Origin of the sequence: Picosynechococcus sp. PCC 11901 (assembly GCF_005577135.1) — a bacterium.
Taxonomy (GTDB): Bacteria; Cyanobacteriota; Cyanobacteriia; order Cyanobacteriales; family MRBY01; genus MRBY01.
In genome coordinates, this window is sequence record NZ_CP040360.1 from 1,877,620 (window position 1) to 1,894,963 (window position 17,344).

At 48.8% G+C, this 17,344-nt stretch carries 17 protein-coding genes and 1 tRNA gene; 8 read left to right on the forward strand and 10 right to left on the reverse strand.

What is annotated here, in order from left to right; all coding sequences use genetic code 11:
• Positions 1-4 precede the first annotated feature (4 nt).
• The gene (locus FEK30_RS10095) at positions 5-340 is read right to left on the reverse strand and encodes a thioredoxin family protein (protein ID WP_012306818.1); all 336 of its coding nucleotides are present in this window, start codon (positions 338-340) and stop codon (positions 5-7) included.
• Between the two features lie 89 nt (positions 341-429).
• Positions 430-1,146 (reverse strand): NnrU family protein, encoded by a 717-nt coding sequence (locus FEK30_RS10100; RefSeq protein ID WP_030006290.1) that lies wholly within the window; start codon positions 1,144-1,146, stop codon positions 430-432.
• Positions 1,147-1,288: 142 nt separating this feature from the next.
• Between FEK30_RS10100 and FEK30_RS10105 the strand changes: the two genes are divergently transcribed.
• Positions 1,289-2,269, forward strand: a complete 981-nt coding sequence (locus FEK30_RS10105; protein ID WP_012306820.1) for a LysR family transcriptional regulator — start codon at positions 1,289-1,291, stop codon at positions 2,267-2,269.
• 14 nt (positions 2,270-2,283) lie between these two features.
• Here the strand turns inward: FEK30_RS10105 and FEK30_RS10110 are convergent, their stop codons facing one another.
• On the reverse strand, positions 2,284-2,820 hold the full coding sequence (locus FEK30_RS10110; protein ID WP_138073115.1) for a TIGR02652 family protein: 537 nt from the start codon (positions 2,818-2,820) through the stop codon (positions 2,284-2,286).
• 226 nt (positions 2,821-3,046) lie between these two features.
• On the opposite strand from FEK30_RS10110, the gene FEK30_RS10115 reads away from it, so the two are divergent.
• The 3 genes from FEK30_RS10115 to FEK30_RS10125 all read left to right on the forward strand — a co-directional run bounded on the left by FEK30_RS10115 (position 3,047) and on the right by FEK30_RS10125 (position 6,752).
• Positions 3,047-4,270, forward strand: coding sequence for an RNA-guided endonuclease InsQ/TnpB family protein (locus FEK30_RS10115; protein ID WP_138073116.1), 1,224 nt, complete (start codon positions 3,047-3,049; stop codon positions 4,268-4,270).
• 45 nt (positions 4,271-4,315) lie between these two features.
• Positions 4,316-5,392 (forward strand): tRNA preQ1(34) S-adenosylmethionine ribosyltransferase-isomerase QueA, encoded by a 1,077-nt coding sequence (queA, locus tag FEK30_RS10120; protein WP_138073117.1) that lies wholly within the window; start codon positions 4,316-4,318, stop codon positions 5,390-5,392.
• A 76-nt stretch (positions 5,393-5,468) separates the two neighbouring features.
• Positions 5,469-6,752, forward strand: a complete 1,284-nt coding sequence (locus FEK30_RS10125; RefSeq protein WP_138073118.1) for a TldD/PmbA family protein — start codon at positions 5,469-5,471, stop codon at positions 6,750-6,752.
• A gap of 249 nt (positions 6,753-7,001) precedes the next feature.
• Here FEK30_RS10125 and FEK30_RS10130 read toward each other — a convergent pair whose 3' ends face one another.
• Entirely contained in the window at positions 7,002-7,988 is a 987-nt protein-coding gene (locus FEK30_RS10130) for an RNA polymerase sigma factor, RpoD/SigA family (RefSeq protein WP_012306824.1), read from the reverse strand.
• A gap of 1,039 nt (positions 7,989-9,027) precedes the next feature.
• Between FEK30_RS10130 and FEK30_RS10135 the strand changes: the two genes are divergently transcribed.
• Positions 9,028-10,260 (forward strand): LL-diaminopimelate aminotransferase, encoded by a 1,233-nt coding sequence (locus FEK30_RS10135; protein WP_030006294.1) that lies wholly within the window; start codon positions 9,028-9,030, stop codon positions 10,258-10,260.
• A gap of 85 nt (positions 10,261-10,345) precedes the next feature.
• On the opposite strand, the gene FEK30_RS10140 is transcribed toward FEK30_RS10135, so the two are convergent.
• From FEK30_RS10140 to pyrE, 3 genes are all read right to left on the reverse strand, one after another.
• Complete coding sequence (locus FEK30_RS10140) at positions 10,346-10,972, reverse strand: esterase/lipase family protein (RefSeq protein WP_138073119.1); 627 nt, start codon at positions 10,970-10,972, stop codon at positions 10,346-10,348.
• Between the two features lie 39 nt (positions 10,973-11,011).
• Complete coding sequence (locus FEK30_RS10145; protein ID WP_173867264.1) at positions 11,012-11,443, reverse strand: hypothetical protein; 432 nt, start codon at positions 11,441-11,443, stop codon at positions 11,012-11,014.
• A gap of 148 nt (positions 11,444-11,591) precedes the next feature.
• Positions 11,592-12,188: an orotate phosphoribosyltransferase gene (gene pyrE / locus FEK30_RS10150; RefSeq protein WP_138073120.1), complete on the reverse strand. Its 597-nt coding sequence runs from the start codon at positions 12,186-12,188 to the stop codon at positions 11,592-11,594.
• Positions 12,189-12,281: 93 nt separating this feature from the next.
• Here pyrE and FEK30_RS10155 point away from each other — a divergent pair, with 93 nt between their 5' ends.
• Positions 12,282-12,698 carry a hypothetical protein gene (locus FEK30_RS10155; RefSeq protein WP_052349607.1) on the forward strand — a complete coding sequence of 139 codons (417 nt, stop codon included), beginning with the start codon at positions 12,282-12,284 and terminating at the stop codon, positions 12,696-12,698.
• Between the two features lie 116 nt (positions 12,699-12,814).
• On the opposite strand, the gene FEK30_RS10160 is transcribed toward FEK30_RS10155, so the two are convergent.
• Positions 12,815-12,887 (reverse strand) — tRNA-Ile (locus tag FEK30_RS10160).
• Positions 12,888-12,969: 82 nt separating this feature from the next.
• Between FEK30_RS10160 and FEK30_RS10165 the strand changes: the two genes are divergently transcribed.
• Both FEK30_RS10165 and FEK30_RS10170 read left to right on the forward strand, forming a co-directional pair.
• The gene (locus FEK30_RS10165; RefSeq protein ID WP_138073121.1) at positions 12,970-13,662 is read left to right on the forward strand and encodes a hypothetical protein; all 693 of its coding nucleotides are present in this window, start codon (positions 12,970-12,972) and stop codon (positions 13,660-13,662) included.
• Between the two features lie 39 nt (positions 13,663-13,701).
• Entirely contained in the window at positions 13,702-15,141 is a 1,440-nt protein-coding gene (locus FEK30_RS10170) for a hemolysin family protein (protein ID WP_045441530.1), read from the forward strand.
• On the opposite strand, the gene psb35 is transcribed toward FEK30_RS10170, so the two are convergent.
• Both psb35 and FEK30_RS10180 read right to left on the reverse strand, forming a co-directional pair.
• Positions 15,138-15,347, reverse strand: coding sequence for a photosystem II assembly protein Psb35 (gene psb35 / locus FEK30_RS10175; RefSeq protein WP_012306832.1), 210 nt, complete (start codon positions 15,345-15,347; stop codon positions 15,138-15,140). The genes FEK30_RS10170 and psb35 overlap by 4 nt on opposite strands.
• Before the next feature lie 53 nt (positions 15,348-15,400).
• Complete coding sequence (locus tag FEK30_RS10180; RefSeq protein WP_168191142.1) at positions 15,401-16,759, reverse strand: type IV pilus twitching motility protein PilT; 1,359 nt, start codon at positions 16,757-16,759, stop codon at positions 15,401-15,403.
• Positions 16,760-17,344 lie beyond the last annotated feature (585 nt).

Below are 17,344 nucleotides of genomic sequence, written 5' to 3' on the forward strand. Positions count from 1 at the left end.
AAATTTAGGGGATCACCACGCCCTGGAGGAGTTGTTCGAGCTGGGCATTAAGGCGATCTCGGTTTTGGAACTTATCGATGCGCTCGACGATCGTGCCATCGTTGAACAAAATCAAAGTCGGGAGGGTTTTGAGGCGATAGGTATTGGCGAGCTTTAGGTTATCGTCGGCATTAACATCGACCAAAAGAAATTGTCCTTCCCATTCCTTTTGCAACTTCACCAAAAAGGGATGGAGCAAATGACACAAACCACACCAGGGTGCCCAAAAGTTCACCAAAACAGGTTGATTGGCTTCTAAAACAGTCTGGGTAAAATCCGCTTCGGTGATTGATAGAACCATAATTGCCTGTTCTTTTCGCTCACATACTCAATATTATCTGTGGTCTCTTATCTTACCTGTATCGGTCCTGGGGATCATCTTTTTTTCCGTTACCAGGGCACTTTAGCCGTCATCACCATCAACCAGGGGTGTCCCCACCAGAGCAGGGCAATAAAGGCTGTAACACCGACATAGGCAGGCTTGAGGAATTCTTCTAGTTTAAGCTGTTGACGTCCCTGGAGAATCGCCAGAAAGGGAATGATCGAGGTGCGTTCTTTCACCGCCAGAAACGTCTGCCCATAACGGGATCTCAGACGGCGATCGCCATGCCAAACCGCAAAAATATGGTGGGCCATCAAGCCAATGGAGGTGAGCAGCGTGAAAGAACTGCCGATCCAGAGGGTGTGAGCCACGCACCAAATCAACTGACCGACCATCTGGGGGTGACGGGTGATGCGAATGATCCCTTTTTCGTAGAGATGCACCTGGGGCTGCTTGACCGCCGCAATTTCGAGCAAGTTAAATGTCGAAGGATACAAAAAGAAAAACGAAATCGCCGACAACCACCACACCGTCGGTTTCACCCAAGCGTCCCCCTGGATTTGCCACAACACTAGGCCATCGTAGCGGTGGTTAAAGAAGTAAATAATCAAACCAGTGGCGAAGGGAATACTCACCAAAGCAAAGAGCACCCGGTATAGGCGAGAACCGATTCTTTGTTCGCCCCAGGGACGCAACGCCGCCAAACCACTATGGGCGATCGCAAAACCAAGCAAAAGACCCGCCATAATCCAGTGACTTGTCGAAAACCAGCTCAAATCCGTCATAATTCCGTCGATCGAAGTATTTTGCTTAAAATTAGTACAGGCTATATTATCCATGAAAAGAGATACGATCCCCTTATTATGGTACTGTCAATCATAAAACCAGCCGTGATCCCTCTTTGTCGTCCCTTTTTGCCGAGGCTATATGTCTGACATTCCATTTACCCTGGATCAACTCCGTATCCTCAAAGCCATCTCCACCGAAGGAAGCTTTAAACGGGCAGCAGATAGTCTCTACGTCTCCCAACCTGCCGTCAGCCTCCAGGTACAAAATCTCGAAAAACAGCTCAATGTCCCCCTCTTTGACCGGGGTGGACGGCGCGCCCAACTCACCGAAGCCGGCTATCTTCTCCTCGATTACGGCGAAAAAATTATTACCCTCTGCCAAGAAACTTGTCGGGCCATCGAAGATTTACAAAATCTCCAGGGGGGCACCCTGATTGTCGGTGCCTCCCAAACCACGGGTACCTACCTCATTCCCCGGATGATTGGTTGCTTTCGGCAGAAATACCCCGATGTGGCAGTCCAGTTACAAGTACATTCGACGCGACGCACCTCCTGGGGAGTGGCTAACGGTCAAGTGGATCTCGCAATCATTGGCGGCGAAGTTCCTTCGGAGTTGCAAGATACGTTGAAAATCGTGCCCTATGCCGAGGATGAACTGTCCCTGATTTTGCCCGTGAGTCATCCCCTCGCCAAGGCAGAAACTATTTATCGAGATGATTTGTACAAACTGAAATTCATCGCCCTCGATTCCCAATCGACGATCCGCAAGGTTATTGATCAGGTCTTAACCCGCTGCGATATCGATACCAAACGGCTCAAGATTGAAATGGAACTTAATTCCATCGAGGCGATTAAAAATGCTGTGCAATCGGGTCTAGGGGCTTCCTTTGTCTCAGTGACGGCCATTGAGAAAGAACTGCGGATGGGTGTGCTGCACCGGGCGCGCATTGAAGATGTGGAAGTGCGGCGTATTTTAAGTGTGATCGTCAATCCAAACCGTTATCGCTCCAAGGCAGCGGAAGCCTTTTGTCTCGAAATTTTGCCCCAATTTGCCAATCAGTTGAAAAAGTTTGATTTGAGTGAGCTGATGCCTCAGGGTCTAGAATCCGGTCAAAAATAAGGGTTTGATGGGGATTATTCTCGGCTCAGGTAATGGTAGGGATAACGCCGGGGGGAGCCGGGTTCGGTTTCAAGCTCGAAGTTGACAATCTGCCAGCGGTCTTGGCGATCGCCAGCATCATGAAAAAACACGGGGAGGCCGTATAGGTGGGGCACTAAAGGGGTGGCCGCATAGTCCGTTGGGGTTATGTCTCCCCGTCCAGGGGTCGATTTAAAATCGAGGGTGCGCCGCATTAAGGTTTGGTAGCGTTGGGCGATGGTAATTTTTGTGGCTCGTAACCCCTGGGTGTAAAGGCGATCGAGGGCTTCATGGATCTCAAAGCGAATGCCGTCAGGATGGGTATGTTGACGGTACCATTTTTCTTCCCAGCGTTTCCATTGGCGACTGGACTGGAGATGGACTAAGGTTTCTGTTTCTGGATCTGCTTCAAAAGCACCATGGCGATCGCAGAGATAACTATCCGTCAAAGTTAAAGCTGGAATCATTTGACGACAATGGGGACAGGGAATTTCAGCACCAAAAATAGGGTAATGTAAGCTAGATTCAACCATTGCACTTGTGTCGGTATAGTTGGAATAAAAAAATTTTGCTGTGCCGTCCTCAAAGTTGTGTTCATTATCGGAAAGTCGGCGTAAAACCCTGCCTCTTTTAGAGCGGGGATATAAGCCGAGCGACGACTCGACTGAGCTCGCCGAAGTCTGACCAAAGGAAAGAAGCAAGCCACACCTTCTGTTTTATTCTAAAATATCCAGTATAAACACCAGAACATTTGAACCAATGCTGATTCTTGAGTTTAAAGTCAAAGGTAAACCTGCTCAATACAGCGCCATTGACGAGGCTATTCGGACAACTCAGTTCATCCGGAATAAGTCGATCCGCTATTGGATGGATAATCCCAATGTCACGAAGTACGACCTCAATAAACAATGCGCAGTATTGGCCAAGGAGTTTCCTTTTGCCAATGACTTAAACTCTCAGGCTAGACAATCTGCTGCTGAACGGGCTTGGTCAGCCATTAGTCGTTTCTACGAAGACGTTCGGCTGAGCGCTCACGTCGAAGCCTGCAAGAAGAAAGTTTTAGGCAAAAAGGGTTATCCCAAATTCCAAAAGAACTGTCGCTCTGTGGAATACAAAACCACGGGGTGGAAACTGGAGGACAATCGTAAATACATCGTCTTCACTGACAAAAATAAGATTGGTCGATTGAAACTCTTGGGAAGCCGTGACCTGAACTTTTACCAACCAGAGCAAATTAAGCGGGTGCGATTAGTGCGCCGTGCCGATGGCTACTATGCTCAGTTTCCGGTAAGTGTAGACCGTCAGGAATCAGTAATGCCATCAGGAAAAGCGATTGGGTTAGATGTAGGCTTAAAAGAGTTCTACACCGACTCCAATGGCTTTGCCGTGGAAAATCCTCGCTTTTTGCGCAAAGGGGAGCAGCGTCTCAAACGAGCGCATCGTCTTGTTTCTCGCAAGCAGAAGGGGGGTCATAATCGACGCAAGGCAATCAATAAACTAGGAAGAGTCCACCTGAAGATAAGTAGGCAGCGTAAAGACCATGCTGTGAATTTGGCACGGTGCGTAATCTCATCTAACGATGTAGTGGCCTATGAAGACTTACGGGTGAAAAATCTAGTGAAAAACCATTGCCTAGCGAAATCGATTAACGATGCAAGTTGGTATCAGTTTCGGGTGTGGCTAGAGTATTTCGGCAAGGTGTTTGGGAAGATTACCATTGCTGTGCCACCCCACTACACCAGCCAGAACTGTAGCGCCTGTGGTCAAACGGTGCAGAAGTCTCTTTCAGTACGGACTCATGTTTGTGAGTGTGGCTGTGAGCTAGACCGTGACCACAATGCGGCGATAAACATCTTGCGTTTAGGATTGAGTACGGTGGGGCACACCGGAATGTACGCTTTGGGAGATTTGACCACTACTCTGGCTGAATCCGTTCTGTCAGGGCAAGTTGAGTCGTTGAGCAAAGAATCCCCTCGCCTTTAGGCAGGGGAGTGTCAAATCGGAGATTTTTATTCGCTTCAGTGAGCTATGAACCCAGACCAAAGCCTCTCAAGTTATGACTACGACCTGCCGCCGGAACGCATTGCCCAAACCCCTATCACTCCCCGTGATCGTTCCCGTCTGTTAGTGCTTGATTCTGCCGATAGCATCCAGCATCAGCATTTTTACCACCTGGTTGATTGGCTACAGCCCAATGACTTGTTGGTGATGAACAATACGAAAGTGATCCCGGCACGGCTCCATGGCCGTAAGACAACGGGCGCTCCGGTAGAAGTCCTCCTCTTGGAAGAACGTTCAGCGGATACTTGGCTGGCTTTAGTGAAACCGGGGAAACGTTTTACCCTAGGGTCAGAAATTTTATTCACTGCGCCCCATGATTTGAGCCAAACCCTGAAAGCAACGGTGGTTGATCGAGACCCAGAGACAGGGGGGCGCTTACTCGAATTTCAGTTGCGGCCAAACCAAACCCTTTGGTCTGTGTTAGACGATTTTGGAGAAATACCTTTTCCTCCCTATGTGACAGATTCTGAGGCGAAACCCGACCAGTACCAAACGATTTATGCTGATACCCCTGGAGCTGTGGCGGCACCGACAGCAGGGCTACATTTTACGCCGGAGGTATTTGCAGCACTAGAAGCAAAAGGCATTGAAAAAACCTTTGTGACCCTCCATGTGGGGGTTGGCACATTCCGCCCGGTGGAAGTAGAAGATATCACCGCCCATGATATGCACTATGAGTGGATTGACGTGCCGGAGGAAACAGTGAAAAAAATCCGGGAAACGAAAGCAAAGGGTGGTCGGGTCATTGCGGTCGGGACAACGGTTGTGCGATCGCTAGAGGGAATGGCCGCCGCTTCTCCTAGGGAATTACAGTCTTTCCAGGGACAAACCAATTTATTTATCTATCCGGGTTACGAGTGGCAGGTGGTGGATGGGCTGATCACAAATTTCCATTTACCAAAATCGAGCTTGCTGATGCTAGTTAGTGCGTTGATTGGGCGCGAAAGATTGCTCGACGTTTACCAGGCGGCGATCGCCCAGGAATATCGTTTCTATTCCTTTGGAGATGCGATGCTCATTTTGCCTGAGGCGAAAGTCTTTTAGGGACATTAGGATTGAATCGAAAGTTTCCGCTAAGTGGCGTTATTTACAGTTTGTAGGGTATCGGTAGGAAAATTTTATGAGCGATTTTGCCCAGCAGCTCCTGGATCTGGCGCGCCAGCAAGGAGCCGAGTTTGCGGAAGTTTACCAGGGAAGTTCCGTTTCCCACCCCGTCACCTTTGAGGCGAATCGTCTCAAACAATTAGAAACGGCTGAATCCATCGGTACGGCACTGCGGCTTTGGTACCAAGGGCGGCCTGGGCTCGCGGTGGCCTATGGTCATGTCGCACCACAACTATTAGTAGAAAAGGCGATCGCCTTGAGCCAACTCCAGGAACCGACGCCCCTAGAAGTCTGTGAGCCGCGCCGCGATATCAATCCTCCCATTGGCTCTGCCATGGCCGTGGAGACTCTAGTCGAGAAAGGCAAAGCGGCGATCGCCCAACTGCGCGATCACTATCCCGATATTCTCTGTAGCGGTGTGTTCGACTGCGAATCGAACCATACGCTCCTGGTCAATTCCGAAGGTCTCTATTGCACTGCCGCCGATATTTCCCTCAGCTATGGCCTAGAGGTGGAGTGGGTGCGGGGGGATGACTTTTTGGGCATTTATGATGGAGATATTACCCAGGATTCCCTCGATCCAGAGGCAACGGTACAAAGGATTCTGGAGCGTCTCCACTGGGCGAAGCAAAATAGTCCGGCCACCACAGGCAAAATACCAGTAATTTTCACCAGTAATGCTGCGCCCCTACTGTGGTCAACGGTTGCCGCCGCCCTCAATGGGAAAAATATCCTCGAAAAGTCTTCTCCTTGGAGCCAAGCCCTTGGCCAATGGGTCGTCTCATCCCAGATCAGCCTCTACCAAGACCCCACCGCCAAACCCTACATTTGCCACTTTGATGACGAAGGCACCCTGACCCGCTCTTTGTCCCTGGTGCGGGAAGGTTCTGCCCAAGACATCTACGGCGATCGCCAAACAAGTCGGAGCCTTGGGATTCGACCGACAGGCAACGGATTTCGGGCCAGCCTCGGGCGCTATCCAACCCCACAGCTCGTTAATTTGATTGTTGCCCCTGGCGTAGGCAGTCTTAACACAACTATTTCGCAATTAGATACAGCAATTGTCGTCGATCAAATCTTGGGAGGAGACGCAGACCTTTCAGGAGACTTTTCCGTCAATATTGACCTGGGCTACCAGGTACGACAAGGGCAGATCACCGGACGGATTAAGGATACGATGGTCACTGGCAACGTCTATGAGGCCCTCAAACAAGTTATTCAAGTGGGAGGCGATCGCCGCTGGCAGGGTTCTTGTTATACCCCCTGCATTGCCCTCGAATCTTTGTCTATTGTTGCCTAGAAAATCATCCATTGCCTTTGCAAGCGTGCCTACCAGTGCTGTGTGCTGGCATTTTTGGCAATAAAAAAGGTGGGACCACCCACCCTGTACATCCTTGAGAGAAAAACACCATCTTTAGAATACCCTTAGTTGATAAATTAAGTCAACAATATTAAAAATCTTTTTTATTAGCCGTCCAGATGGACAAAAAAAAGATGGGGAGAATGCCCCATCTCAGAATGCCTAAGTCATGGTGAAAAGTTGAAAAATTTAGCTGGCAACCAGATATTCACGAATTTGCGATCGCCGGCGCCGCAGATGATTCAAAGCCTGGCGTTCTAGCTGACGTACCCGTTCCCGACTGAGATTCATTCGCTTGCCAATTTTTGCCAGGGATAGTTCTTTGCCATCGTTCAGGCCAAAGCGCAGAATAATCACTTCCTGTTGCTGGGGGGTCAAATCCGCGATTAGGTCACGCAAATCCTGTTTGAGCAACTCATAGGTGACGTTGTTGTCGGGGGATTCGCCGCTGTCTTCAAGTAAATCCATTAACTCGGTATCTTGATTATCGCCAACCCGGACATCGAGGGAGATTGGGTGCCGGGAAACACGGAAATATTCACGGATTTGGGCCGGCTCTAATTCGAGGGCTTCGGCGATTTCAGCGATGGTGGCCGCCCGGCCTAGGTCTTGGGCCAGTTGCCGCTGGGTTTTCTTAATTTTGTTGAGCTTTTCGGTAATGTGGATCGGGAGTCGAATCGTGCGACCCTGTTGGGCGATCGCCCGGGTGATCGCCTGGCGAATCCACCAGTAGGCATAGGTGGAGAACTTATAGCCTTTTGTGGGGTCAAACTTCTCGACCCCCCGCTCTAAACCAAGGCTGCCTTCTTGGATCAAATCTAAGAATTCTAGGTTGCGCTTTTGATATTTCTTGGCGATCGCCACCACAAGCCGGAGATTTGCCTCAATCATCTTGCGCTTTGCCCGTTCCCCGATTTGGAGATCCCGTTGGAGTTGCTTCGGTGTCAGTTGAGCGGCCTCGGCCCATTCTTCACGGGTTGCTTCGCGATCAAGGGATTCTTCTAGGGTTTGGCGTTTTTCCTGGAGGGCCATCAGGCGCTGGACCTGTTTCCCATAGACAATTTCTTCTTCGTGGGTTAACAAGGGCACCCGACCGATTTCCCGGAGATAGGTACGCACCATATCCGCAGAACTTTTGCCGTTATTGGGGGCTTGTTGAAGATTTACTTTAGGCATTTACGCTTTAACTCCTTAAATCTAAAGAACGAAGAACTATATGGTGCGGCCCAGGGGGGCAGATACTTTACAAAACAATCATCATGTAGGTCACAATCTAGAACACAAAGAATTTTTCTAAAAAATAAACGACATACCCCTTAACTTTCTTACGCTTTATAATTTTTAATTGAGCCCTCACTACTTTAGACGGGCAACAATCGAAAAAGGTTCAACGATTCATTAAAATCTCAGGGATGGTGAATTCATCGGCGTTTTATACTTAATTCTCCTTGATTGACCAAGAGATTGAAAAGGGGAAAAGATGCGGGATTACCGAACTTGGAATATCGACAGACTCAATTAAAAATATAGTGTCGTTGCAATATGTTATTCAATGCGATAAGGGTGGCCCTTGCGGGGAAAACATCTCTCAAAAATAAGACCTCTATTGCAGTAGAGGTACAGGGAGACGCCCATCAGTTAAGACTTTTCACTTTCTATAGTGTATCTTTTCGCGCGAATAAAATCAAGTTCGGTGGGGTTAACTCCACCCAGGGATAGACGTTTTTGCCCATGGCAGCAGTATCTCTTGTGATGATCACTACCGTTTAAAAGATTGAAAAAGAATATTTTTTTGACCAATAAGTCCAGTTTATTCAAAAAAAGGCGCTTTGTATACCTTTAACAAAAAGATAATCTCAGCAAAATTAAGGGCATTTAGGCCAGAAACGAAGAACGTAGAAGTATTTTGGCAAGTCAGGGATTTCACCTAAAAATCAACGGTTGATAATCCTTCTCAAAAATAACAGAATGTCCTTGTTAGTCCAGGAAACCGAGGTGGCGATCGCCTTTGGATCAAGATCTATCCCTAGGGTTGCAGAATTTGTGCCGTGATGGGATGGCGTTTCGATTTTTGTAACCCGGTGCGATGGATTAGCCAGGTGAGTAGCGATGGATAATTTTTCCGGCCTCTTCACCCCAAAAAGATCTAGCGGCTTCCCTGGGGCATGGGATGATAGGTTAAGCTGTCTTACGGTCTTTTGCCCCTGATTTTTCTATGGTTAGAATTAACGAAAATTACCTCAAACTTAAAGCAGGTTATCTCTTTCCCGAAATTGCCCGGCGAGTGAATGGGTTTCTAGCAGAAAACCCCAATGCGCCCATTATCAAACTAGGGATTGGTGATGTCACCGAACCATTACCCGCTGCCTGTCGAGAAGCGATGGCAAAGGCCATTGACGACATGGGCGATCGCGCCAACTTTAAAGGCTATGGCCCTGAACAAGGCTATGCTTGGCTACGGGAAAAAATCGCTGCCCACGACTTCCAGGCCCGCGGTTGTGACATTGACGCCTCTGAAATTTTTGTGTCTGATGGTGCCAAATGCGATACCGGGAACATCCTTGATATCTTTGGCAAAGACAACACTATTGCCGTCACTGACCCCGTTTATCCCGTTTACGTTGATACTAACGTGATGGCAGGACATACCGGGGAAGCCGACGAGTCCGGTAAATATGGTGGCCTGACCTACATCCCCATCACCGCTGACAATGACTTTGTCGCCCAAATCCCCACAGAAAAAGTCGATCTGATTTATCTCTGTTTTCCCAATAATCCCACCGGGGCAACGGCGACGAAAGAACAGCTCCAAGCTTGGGTGGATTATGCCAAGGCCAATGGTTCAATTATTTTCTTTGACGCTGCCTATGAAGCGTTCATTACCGACGAAAGCCTACCCCACTCGATCTACGAACTAGAAGGAGCGAAGGATTGCGCCATCGAATTCCGTTCTTTCTCTAAAAATGCAGGCTTTACGGGGACTCGGTGTGCCTTTACCGTTGTGCCGAAAAATCTGACCGTTACTGCGAGCAATGGCCAAGCCGTGCAACTCTGGAGCCTCTGGAACCGCCGTCAGTCCACCAAATTTAACGGCGTTTCTTACATCGTCCAACGGGGGGCAGAGGCCGTTTATTCCGAAGCGGGTCAAGCCCAAATCAAAACACTGATCGATTTTTACTTGGAAAATGCGGCCATTATTCGCCGGGAACTCCAAGCGGTTGGTTTTGATGTCTATGGCGGCGTGAATGCGCCCTATGTCTGGGTTAAAACCCCTGCTGGTTTATCGAGTTGGGACTTTTTTGACAAGCTCTTGATCAACTGCAATGTGGTCGGCACCCCAGGATCTGGTTTTGGGGCCGCTGGGGAAGGCTATTTCCGGATCTCTGCTTTCAATAGTCGCGAAAATGTGCTCGAAGCGATGAAACGGATCACGACAGCATTCCAATAATGATTCAGTCATTTCTAAACATTGGGTTTAAAAATTGACTGTTAATCTTCTGAGGCGCACCGGAGTGCGTCTTTTTTTATGACCTTTACCAGAACATGGGAGAGTGTGGGCGCAAAATATCGCGGACTGTCCGCTGGAGAGACAGGTGATTCATCATAAAAGTGTGCAGTACTGGTAATTGGATCACAGGATCTGCTGGAGAAAGGCGTGTTTCTTCTAGGGCAACAATGCCATCATTAAATTCTTCGCCAAAGGGACTTAAGCTCCCCCTGGGGCCACCGACGCCAGCAATTACCGTGTAGGGTGCATCTAAATTGGGGAGAGCCTTGTAAAAAGCCGGATCTGTTAAATTAAACCCACATTGGCCTGTCCACCAGCGAAAAGGAGGCAATTGCCAAGCCCAAGCCGCTAAACGAGGTGGTTGGTTCGGGGTGCCCAACATCACTACATGTTCTGGGTCTGGGGTTTTCGGGCAAGTGAGGGCAGCCCGCGTCAGGACTCCTCCCAAGGAATGGGCCACGATACTGTATTTTCCGGTTTTGGCGATCGCCTGAATTTTTTGGCGGAGCCGCACGACAATCTGCTCAAAACTTTCCGTAGCCGCAAAATAGCCAAACTGCTCCGTTGCCCAACCATGGCGCTCCAAATATTGAGCCAACCCCAGGAGAGAAAAGGGCGTCCGGCTGAGGCCGTGAATACATAAAATTTTCATTGATTACACTGCACAATCGCCGCTCACAACACAAAAACCCTAGGCGGCAGGAATTGTTTTTCTGATCCGATGGTAACGTTTTTGGAGCCACTGGTACGACACCAAATTCAATAAAAGACCAATTCCTAAGAGTAACGTCATCAACACAAGCTGATACCAGGGAGCTTGCACCACAATGTCTGCGATCAAATGGCCCACATTTAGCACTGAATATAATACAGTCACCAAAAAGTGTAGTCGCCGAAACCCTTTACTGTTGGTGAAAGTCGTCAAAATGATCAACACCATGGGGATGGTGAAGAAAAAAAGCATAAACCCGAAAACGAGATCTAGGTTGCCTCCAGCATGGGAATGCTCCACCGCCTGGTCATGGAACAGAGGCATCAATCCCAAGTCCGTATGAAACAAGGTTCCCAAAAGAAAAGCGATCCAAAGGGCGTTGATCTGTGTCGGGTAGCGATTCGCCATTATCCTAAGCTCCACCATGGCCACTTGCCTCAGTCATAGCACTGCCGCACCAACCTAGCCAAGGGAGCATTTACCAAACATTACGCAGGGGCTAATTCCGAAAGTCCCCACCAGATTGAGTGAGGACTTTGATTAGATTCAATGTCTGGGACTAAGCATTTAAAGCGCGGTAGGCGGCTTGTACTTCGGTGATCGTAAACAAGCTAGAAAATTTGAGATTTTGGCTAGCGTAAAATTCGGCCCCTCCCTGCTGACGGTCAACAAGGGCAATAATTTCTTCTACTTGGTAACCGGCATCCCGGAGACGCTCAACGGCTTGGGCGGCGGACTGTCCCGTGGTCACAACATCTTCAAGGACAACCACTTTCGCGCCTGGGGTAAGGGATGGCCCTTCGATATAGGCTTGGGTGCCGTGGCCCTTTGCTTTTTTGCGAATAATCAGAGCCGGAATGGGACAATTTTCGTAGGCTGACACAACACTGACGGCGCTAACAATCGGGTCAGCCCCTAGGGTTAAACCAGCGACAGCAGCAACGTCTTGATCGAGCTGGGCAAGGATCAGACGACCGATAAGGAGCGCTCCCATTGGGGTGAGGGTGACTAATTTACCGTTGATATAGTAGGTGCTTTTTTGTCCAGAAGAGAGGGTGAAGTCGCCTTCTTTATACGCATCTGTGGCGATTTGATTGAGGAGTGTTGGTCTGAGGGTGGCTTGATCAGCGGTCAGGAGGTCAGAAAGGGCAGGCATGGTTGTATATGAAGTTCAGTACAGAGAAAACTTGACCAATTGGGTTTTGTGAGCAAAGATGCTGGTAAAGATTTGACTTATGGATGTAATGCCATGAAAAAATGGTTTCATCATTTAACCACAGTTTTTGTGGTAGGTGCGGCGGTACAGGGAATTGGCCAAGGGGCGATCGCCCAAACGTATCTAGAGGGAAGATACCCCACTTACCCAGAACATACAAATGATGTATTTACCCGCGCCCTCTACTACGAGTTGCAGGATACCTTTGCGAGCTTTAGCACGGGCCAAGTACTCAATGATTATTTTGGTGTTTCTCCCTTTGGCTTGAATGGGGCAGGCTATCCTGAACAACGGGCAAAACGAGATATCAAGAAAATCGATATTCTTTACCGGGATATTTTGTTGCAACAGGTAGACAGTGACCCGGTGCTGCGCACCCAAGATTTGCCGAATCCGTTTAACTCTTCCCTGCAAACGGAAGCTGCCTTCGACTACAACATGGGTTATTAGGGCGCAATAACATTCACCCAAGCGGCAATGCTCCCAAACGAAAGGCGATCGCCTCTGGGGCGTTTTTTTCGCAACCTTAAATTTGCAAATTTGAAGCTCGAAAACTTATCTGAAAGTCCAGGGTGCAGGAGTTGAACCTGCCTGGGACGAATTATGAGTTCGTTGCCTAAACCGCTCGGCCAACCCTGGCAAATTTGTTGGGGCGATTTTGCCCACAGGCTATCATAGTACAATTTCTTCTTTTCCTTAACTGTTCCCTCGGCGATCGCCCATGAAGTTTCAAACGACCCTGGCTTTTACTTTCCTGCTCCTACTGGCGATGTTTGGTGCTGGAACCGTGAGTGCCCTCTATGGCTTTACCGTCGGTTACGAAGCCCTAAAAGGTGTCAAGCAGCCCGAAGGAAATCCGAGTCAGCAACTGATTCGTAGCCGTCAGCCAGACAATAGCGAAGCAGATCCCGCCGAAAATTTAGAATTTGTGTCCGAGCGATCAATTATTGTGTCTGTTTATGATCAGATCCAGGCCCAAGAAAAGGAACTCCAAAAGGCCACCCCGGCAGCAACACCGCAAAAGGACGCCTTTATTGAGGAACAACCTGCAGATCCCGCCGACCAAAAAACCTTTCCCCTCAGCACCAGTGCAGACGATGTCACTTTAGAAATTGTAAGCGGCCAACTTTCTGGTAACGATTGGCTTATGGAAATAAATCTGCAAAATAATGGCCAGGAAGCGGTGAATTTTTTGTATAACTTCCTTGAAATTAAAACCGAAACGGGACGATTGTTAAGTACCCAAATGGACGGTCTCCCCAACGAAATCCCTGCAAATCGGCAAAAGTATGCTGGCACCATTCGGATTCCGGCGGTGATCCTGGATGAGACGCAAACCCTGTCGCTCCAACTTCAGGACTATCCAGACCGGGAAATTTCCCTAGAACTTTCTCAGATTCCAGTGATACGTTAGGTAGAAACAGTACGCCTGCAAGGGTTATAGCGCAATTCCATGTTATCGAGCGGTGAAATTTTAGTCCGATTATTGTCTGTGTTGTTGCTGATCGCAATTAATGCTTTTTTTGTGACCGCAGAATTTTCGATTGTCTCGGTGCGGCGATCGCGCATTAGTCAACTAATTGCGGAGGGGGATCTCCAGGCCAAGATGGTGCAAGCCCTCCAGTCCCGTTTGGAACGCCTCCTCTCGACGACCCAGTTGGGGATTACCCTCTCTAGTTTGGCCCTGGGCTGGATTGGGGAAGATACCATGGCGACAGTTATTGCTCAATTTTTGGTGGGATTGCCTCTCCCCGACGACTGGATTCAACCCTTTGCTGTTTCTATTTCGATCCCTTTTGCTTTTTTCTTAATTGCTTATTTGCAGATCGTCTTGGGGGAACTCTGTCCTAAATCCTTGGCCCTCTCCCATGCCGAAGAAATGGCCCGCTGGTTGGCCCCTCCCAGTTTGGCGATCGCCCGAATTTTTAAACCGTTTATTTGGATCTTGAATCAATCTAACCGTCTCCTGTTGCGCCTTGGGGGCATTGCGCCGATTCAGCAGGGGCTTTGGTATGACCGACTGACACCAGAGGAACTCCAACTAATTATCACCACCGAACAAGAATCCATGGGCCTAGAGGCGGAGGAACGGGAGCTTTTAAGTAATGTTATTGAATTTGGTGATGTGGTTGCCGAAGAAATCATGACGCCCCGCACCAAAATCCATGCGATCGCCAACGGCGCGACCCTCGGCAAACTGTTGCAAAAAGTCAGCCAGACCAATCACTCCGCCTATCCTGTTTATGGAGAATCCATCGATGACATTGTCGGTTTTGTGCGCTTCCGGGATTTTGCCAAACCCCTAGCTGCCGGGGGGATGAATCTCAATACGGCCATTAATCGCTGGGTAAAGCCTATTCCCTTCGTCGCAGAGGGTACCCCGATCGCCGACCTCTTGCCGAAAATGCAGCGCACCAAACAACCGATGGTCATGGTAGTAGACGAATTTGGGGGTACCGCTGGGCTTGTCACCCTCAAAGATATTATTAATGAAATTATTGGCGATGAACTCGACAGTCATCCCAATGCGCCGCTCCATTTCAAAGCTTTAGATCGACAGACTTTCCTGGTCGATGCCCAAATTGATCTCGAAGAACTCAATGATCTGCTAAGTATCGAATTGCCCTACACCGACGATTACCAAACCCTCAGTGGCTTTTTGCTCTACCAATGGCAAAAAATCCCAGAAACGGGTGAAGTCTTTCACTTTGAAGACCTGAAATTTCAAGTGATGGGTATTGATGGCCCCCGCCTCCAACAGGTCAAGATCACCCGCGACCCCTCTGACATTGAGGCGATCGCCGAATTTGATTTTCCTCCAGAGCCAGAGGACCATCCAGACATGGAAGAAATCCTTGGCCCCGACTTTAAACCCAGCGGCGGAACCGACTAAGACTGATCCTGGGACTCTTTTTTCTGCAAATCTGGAATCAGATCCGGGCGTTTGGCATCTTCCCAACCCGAAGGCCGCTTGGAATTAAAAAAGGCGATCAGACCAATGGATACTGCTGCCACAAAGCCCACCACGTAAACGAGGGTAAAGTATAAAGGAAAGGGTTGGCCAGCAACCGCCAAAAAGAGGGAATGAGAATCGGACATAACTTCTTGATCGTTACAATTCGTTACAAGCTTACCAAGAAACGGGTCTCTGCCTAGATCCGTCCCCGGAGCATCATCGCCATTTCGTTGGGCGTCGGCGATTTTTCTAGGGCGATTTCCTCTGTAATCCGACCTTCTTGGTAGAGGTTAAACAACGACTGATTCATGGTGACCATGCCATCAAATTCGCCATTTTGCATCAGTTCAAGCATTTTGTCGTACTGACCGCTAACGATGTAATCTTTCATGGTTTCGGTATTCACCAAAATGTCATGGTAAGCCGCCCGCTTTCCATCGGTGGTACGGCATAGCCCTTGGGCGATAACAGAAACCAAGGATTCGGCGATCGCCACCTTCATCGCATTCTGCTCATCTGCACTGTAGAGATTAAGAATCCGTTCAATGGTTTTAATCGCACTGTTGGTATGGAGCGTTCCCATGACAAGGTGCCCCGTTTGCGCTGCTTTGAGGGCCGTATTAACCGTTTCTTTATCCCGCATTTCCCCAACCAGGATGATGTCTGGATCTTCCCGGAGGGCCGCTTTGAGCGCATTATCAAACTTTAGGGTGTGCATCCCCACTTCCCGGTGCTTGATTAGAGATTTTCGACTTTGGTGGACAAATTCAATCGGATCTTCAATGGTGATGATGTTCTTTGGGTGGGTTTTGTTGATGTAGTCCACCATTGCCGCCATGGTTGTGGATTTACCCGAACCCGTTGGCCCTGTAACCAGAACGAGGCCTTTTTCTGCATCAGAAATATTCTTAAAGATGGGTGGTAGGCGCAACTGTTCCATGGTCAAGATTTTGAGCGGAATCAAACGCAAGACCAACGAGGGGCCATTTAGAGAATCAAAAATATTGATCCGCACCCGCGCGAATTCGTATTGGGTTGCACCATCAAAATCAAGGGTGTCCTTAAAGCGTTGGATTTCCTGTGGCTTAAGCACTTCATGCAGCCAAGCATAAAACGTATCTTGGTCAGTCACCGGATATTCAGTGATCACCATTTCCCCCCGATCACGATACCGAGGCACCTCCCCGACCCCAAGGTGCACATCAGAAAATCCTTCTTTGTGAGCCCTGGTAACCAGTTCCTTTAAACTCGGTTGCCCTGGCCCCCGTTGGGGAATTCGTTCGGCATTGGCCCCTAAATATTGTCGAGGTGGCGTAGGTAAAGGCGGTGGGGGCGGCATCCGTTGCAGCGGCGGTGGCGGAGGTGGGGAGGCCGGGCGACGTTGTTGGGGTTGGGCCGTGGGCTGGGGACGCCGCTGTTGGGGCATCACAATTTGTGTTTCATCCACCGAAACAGCAGGTTGGGGCCGTGCAGAGATAATTTGGGTTGCCTCGCTGGCAGGGGGAACGGGAGGACGGGAGCCCGCAGAACGGTTCGGAGGCATGGAATCACTCATAGGTATCTTTCCGCAATGGAGGGGACTGAAAATGAGGGGACACCCTGGTGTTGTGTGGGTTTAACCGGGGAATTTTGCCTAAATTTATTGGCTGACTTTCCCTATGGTAACTTGAAATCTTCGCTCTGCTAAAGGGGAAATGCTGCAGGCGATCGCCTTTATCCTGACCCAAAAATCAAAGATCGCGCCCTTCATCTTTAACGATTTGCCACCAACACAATCTCCAGCTCTATCTAGGGATCTTTTGTCACAACATTTCTACTGTTTTCTGGGGCAGTCCCCAAGGAGGAAACAATCTCTTTTAAACCGAGCATAAATACCCATGACTTGATGTGAATTAATGTAACAGAATCTCAGGTGCTAGGGCAAAGTTTTGACGACAAAAAAGCGTTTAATAGCAGCCCAGAAACGGCTTTTTATTACCTGAGTATAAATAACTATTTCTAATGACCTAGAGGGAGCAAAAGACTTGAATAATCAGTGGTTTCGATATTTTTCCTTGAATTTCTACCATAAAAAAAAGCTTTAGAAATTAATTTATGTAAAGGGATTCTCATTTTTACCCAATTCCTGTTTATACTATTT

Excerpts from the sequence above, each read along its gene's own strand:
- FEK30_RS10165 (WP_138073121.1), top strand. The coding sequence starts at position 12,970 with ATGAAGTTTCAAACGACCCTGGCTTTTACTTTCCTGCTCCTACTGGCG.
- psb35 (WP_012306832.1), bottom strand. The coding sequence starts at position 15,347 with ATGTCCGATTCTCATTCCCTCTTTTTGGCGGTTGCTGGCCAACCCTTT.
- FEK30_RS10125 (WP_138073118.1), top strand. The coding sequence starts at position 5,469 with ATGAGCGATTTTGCCCAGCAGCTCCTGGATCTGGCGCGCCAGCAAGGA.
- FEK30_RS10105 (WP_012306820.1), top strand. The coding sequence starts at position 1,289 with ATGTCTGACATTCCATTTACCCTGGATCAACTCCGTATCCTCAAAGCC.
- FEK30_RS10130 (WP_012306824.1), bottom strand. The coding sequence starts at position 7,988 with ATGCCTAAAGTAAATCTTCAACAAGCCCCCAATAACGGCAAAAGTTCT.
- FEK30_RS10135 (WP_030006294.1), top strand. The coding sequence starts at position 9,028 with ATGGTTAGAATTAACGAAAATTACCTCAAACTTAAAGCAGGTTATCTC.
- FEK30_RS10170 (WP_045441530.1), top strand. The coding sequence starts at position 13,702 with ATGTTATCGAGCGGTGAAATTTTAGTCCGATTATTGTCTGTGTTGTTG.
- pyrE (WP_138073120.1), bottom strand. The coding sequence starts at position 12,188 with ATGCCTGCCCTTTCTGACCTCCTGACCGCTGATCAAGCCACCCTCAGA.
- FEK30_RS10155 (WP_052349607.1), top strand. The coding sequence starts at position 12,282 with ATGAAAAAATGGTTTCATCATTTAACCACAGTTTTTGTGGTAGGTGCG.
- FEK30_RS10100 (WP_030006290.1), bottom strand. The coding sequence starts at position 1,146 with ATGACGGATTTGAGCTGGTTTTCGACAAGTCACTGGATTATGGCGGGT.
- FEK30_RS10115 (WP_138073116.1), top strand. The coding sequence starts at position 3,047 with ATGCTGATTCTTGAGTTTAAAGTCAAAGGTAAACCTGCTCAATACAGC.
- FEK30_RS10110 (WP_138073115.1), bottom strand. The coding sequence starts at position 2,820 with ATGGTTGAATCTAGCTTACATTACCCTATTTTTGGTGCTGAAATTCCC.
- FEK30_RS10095 (WP_012306818.1), bottom strand. The coding sequence starts at position 340 with ATGGTTCTATCAATCACCGAAGCGGATTTTACCCAGACTGTTTTAGAA.
- FEK30_RS10180 (WP_168191142.1), bottom strand. The coding sequence starts at position 16,759 with ATGAGTGATTCCATGCCTCCGAACCGTTCTGCGGGCTCCCGTCCTCCC.
- FEK30_RS10140 (WP_138073119.1), bottom strand. The coding sequence starts at position 10,972 with ATGAAAATTTTATGTATTCACGGCCTCAGCCGGACGCCCTTTTCTCTC.
- queA (WP_138073117.1), top strand. The coding sequence starts at position 4,316 with ATGAACCCAGACCAAAGCCTCTCAAGTTATGACTACGACCTGCCGCCG.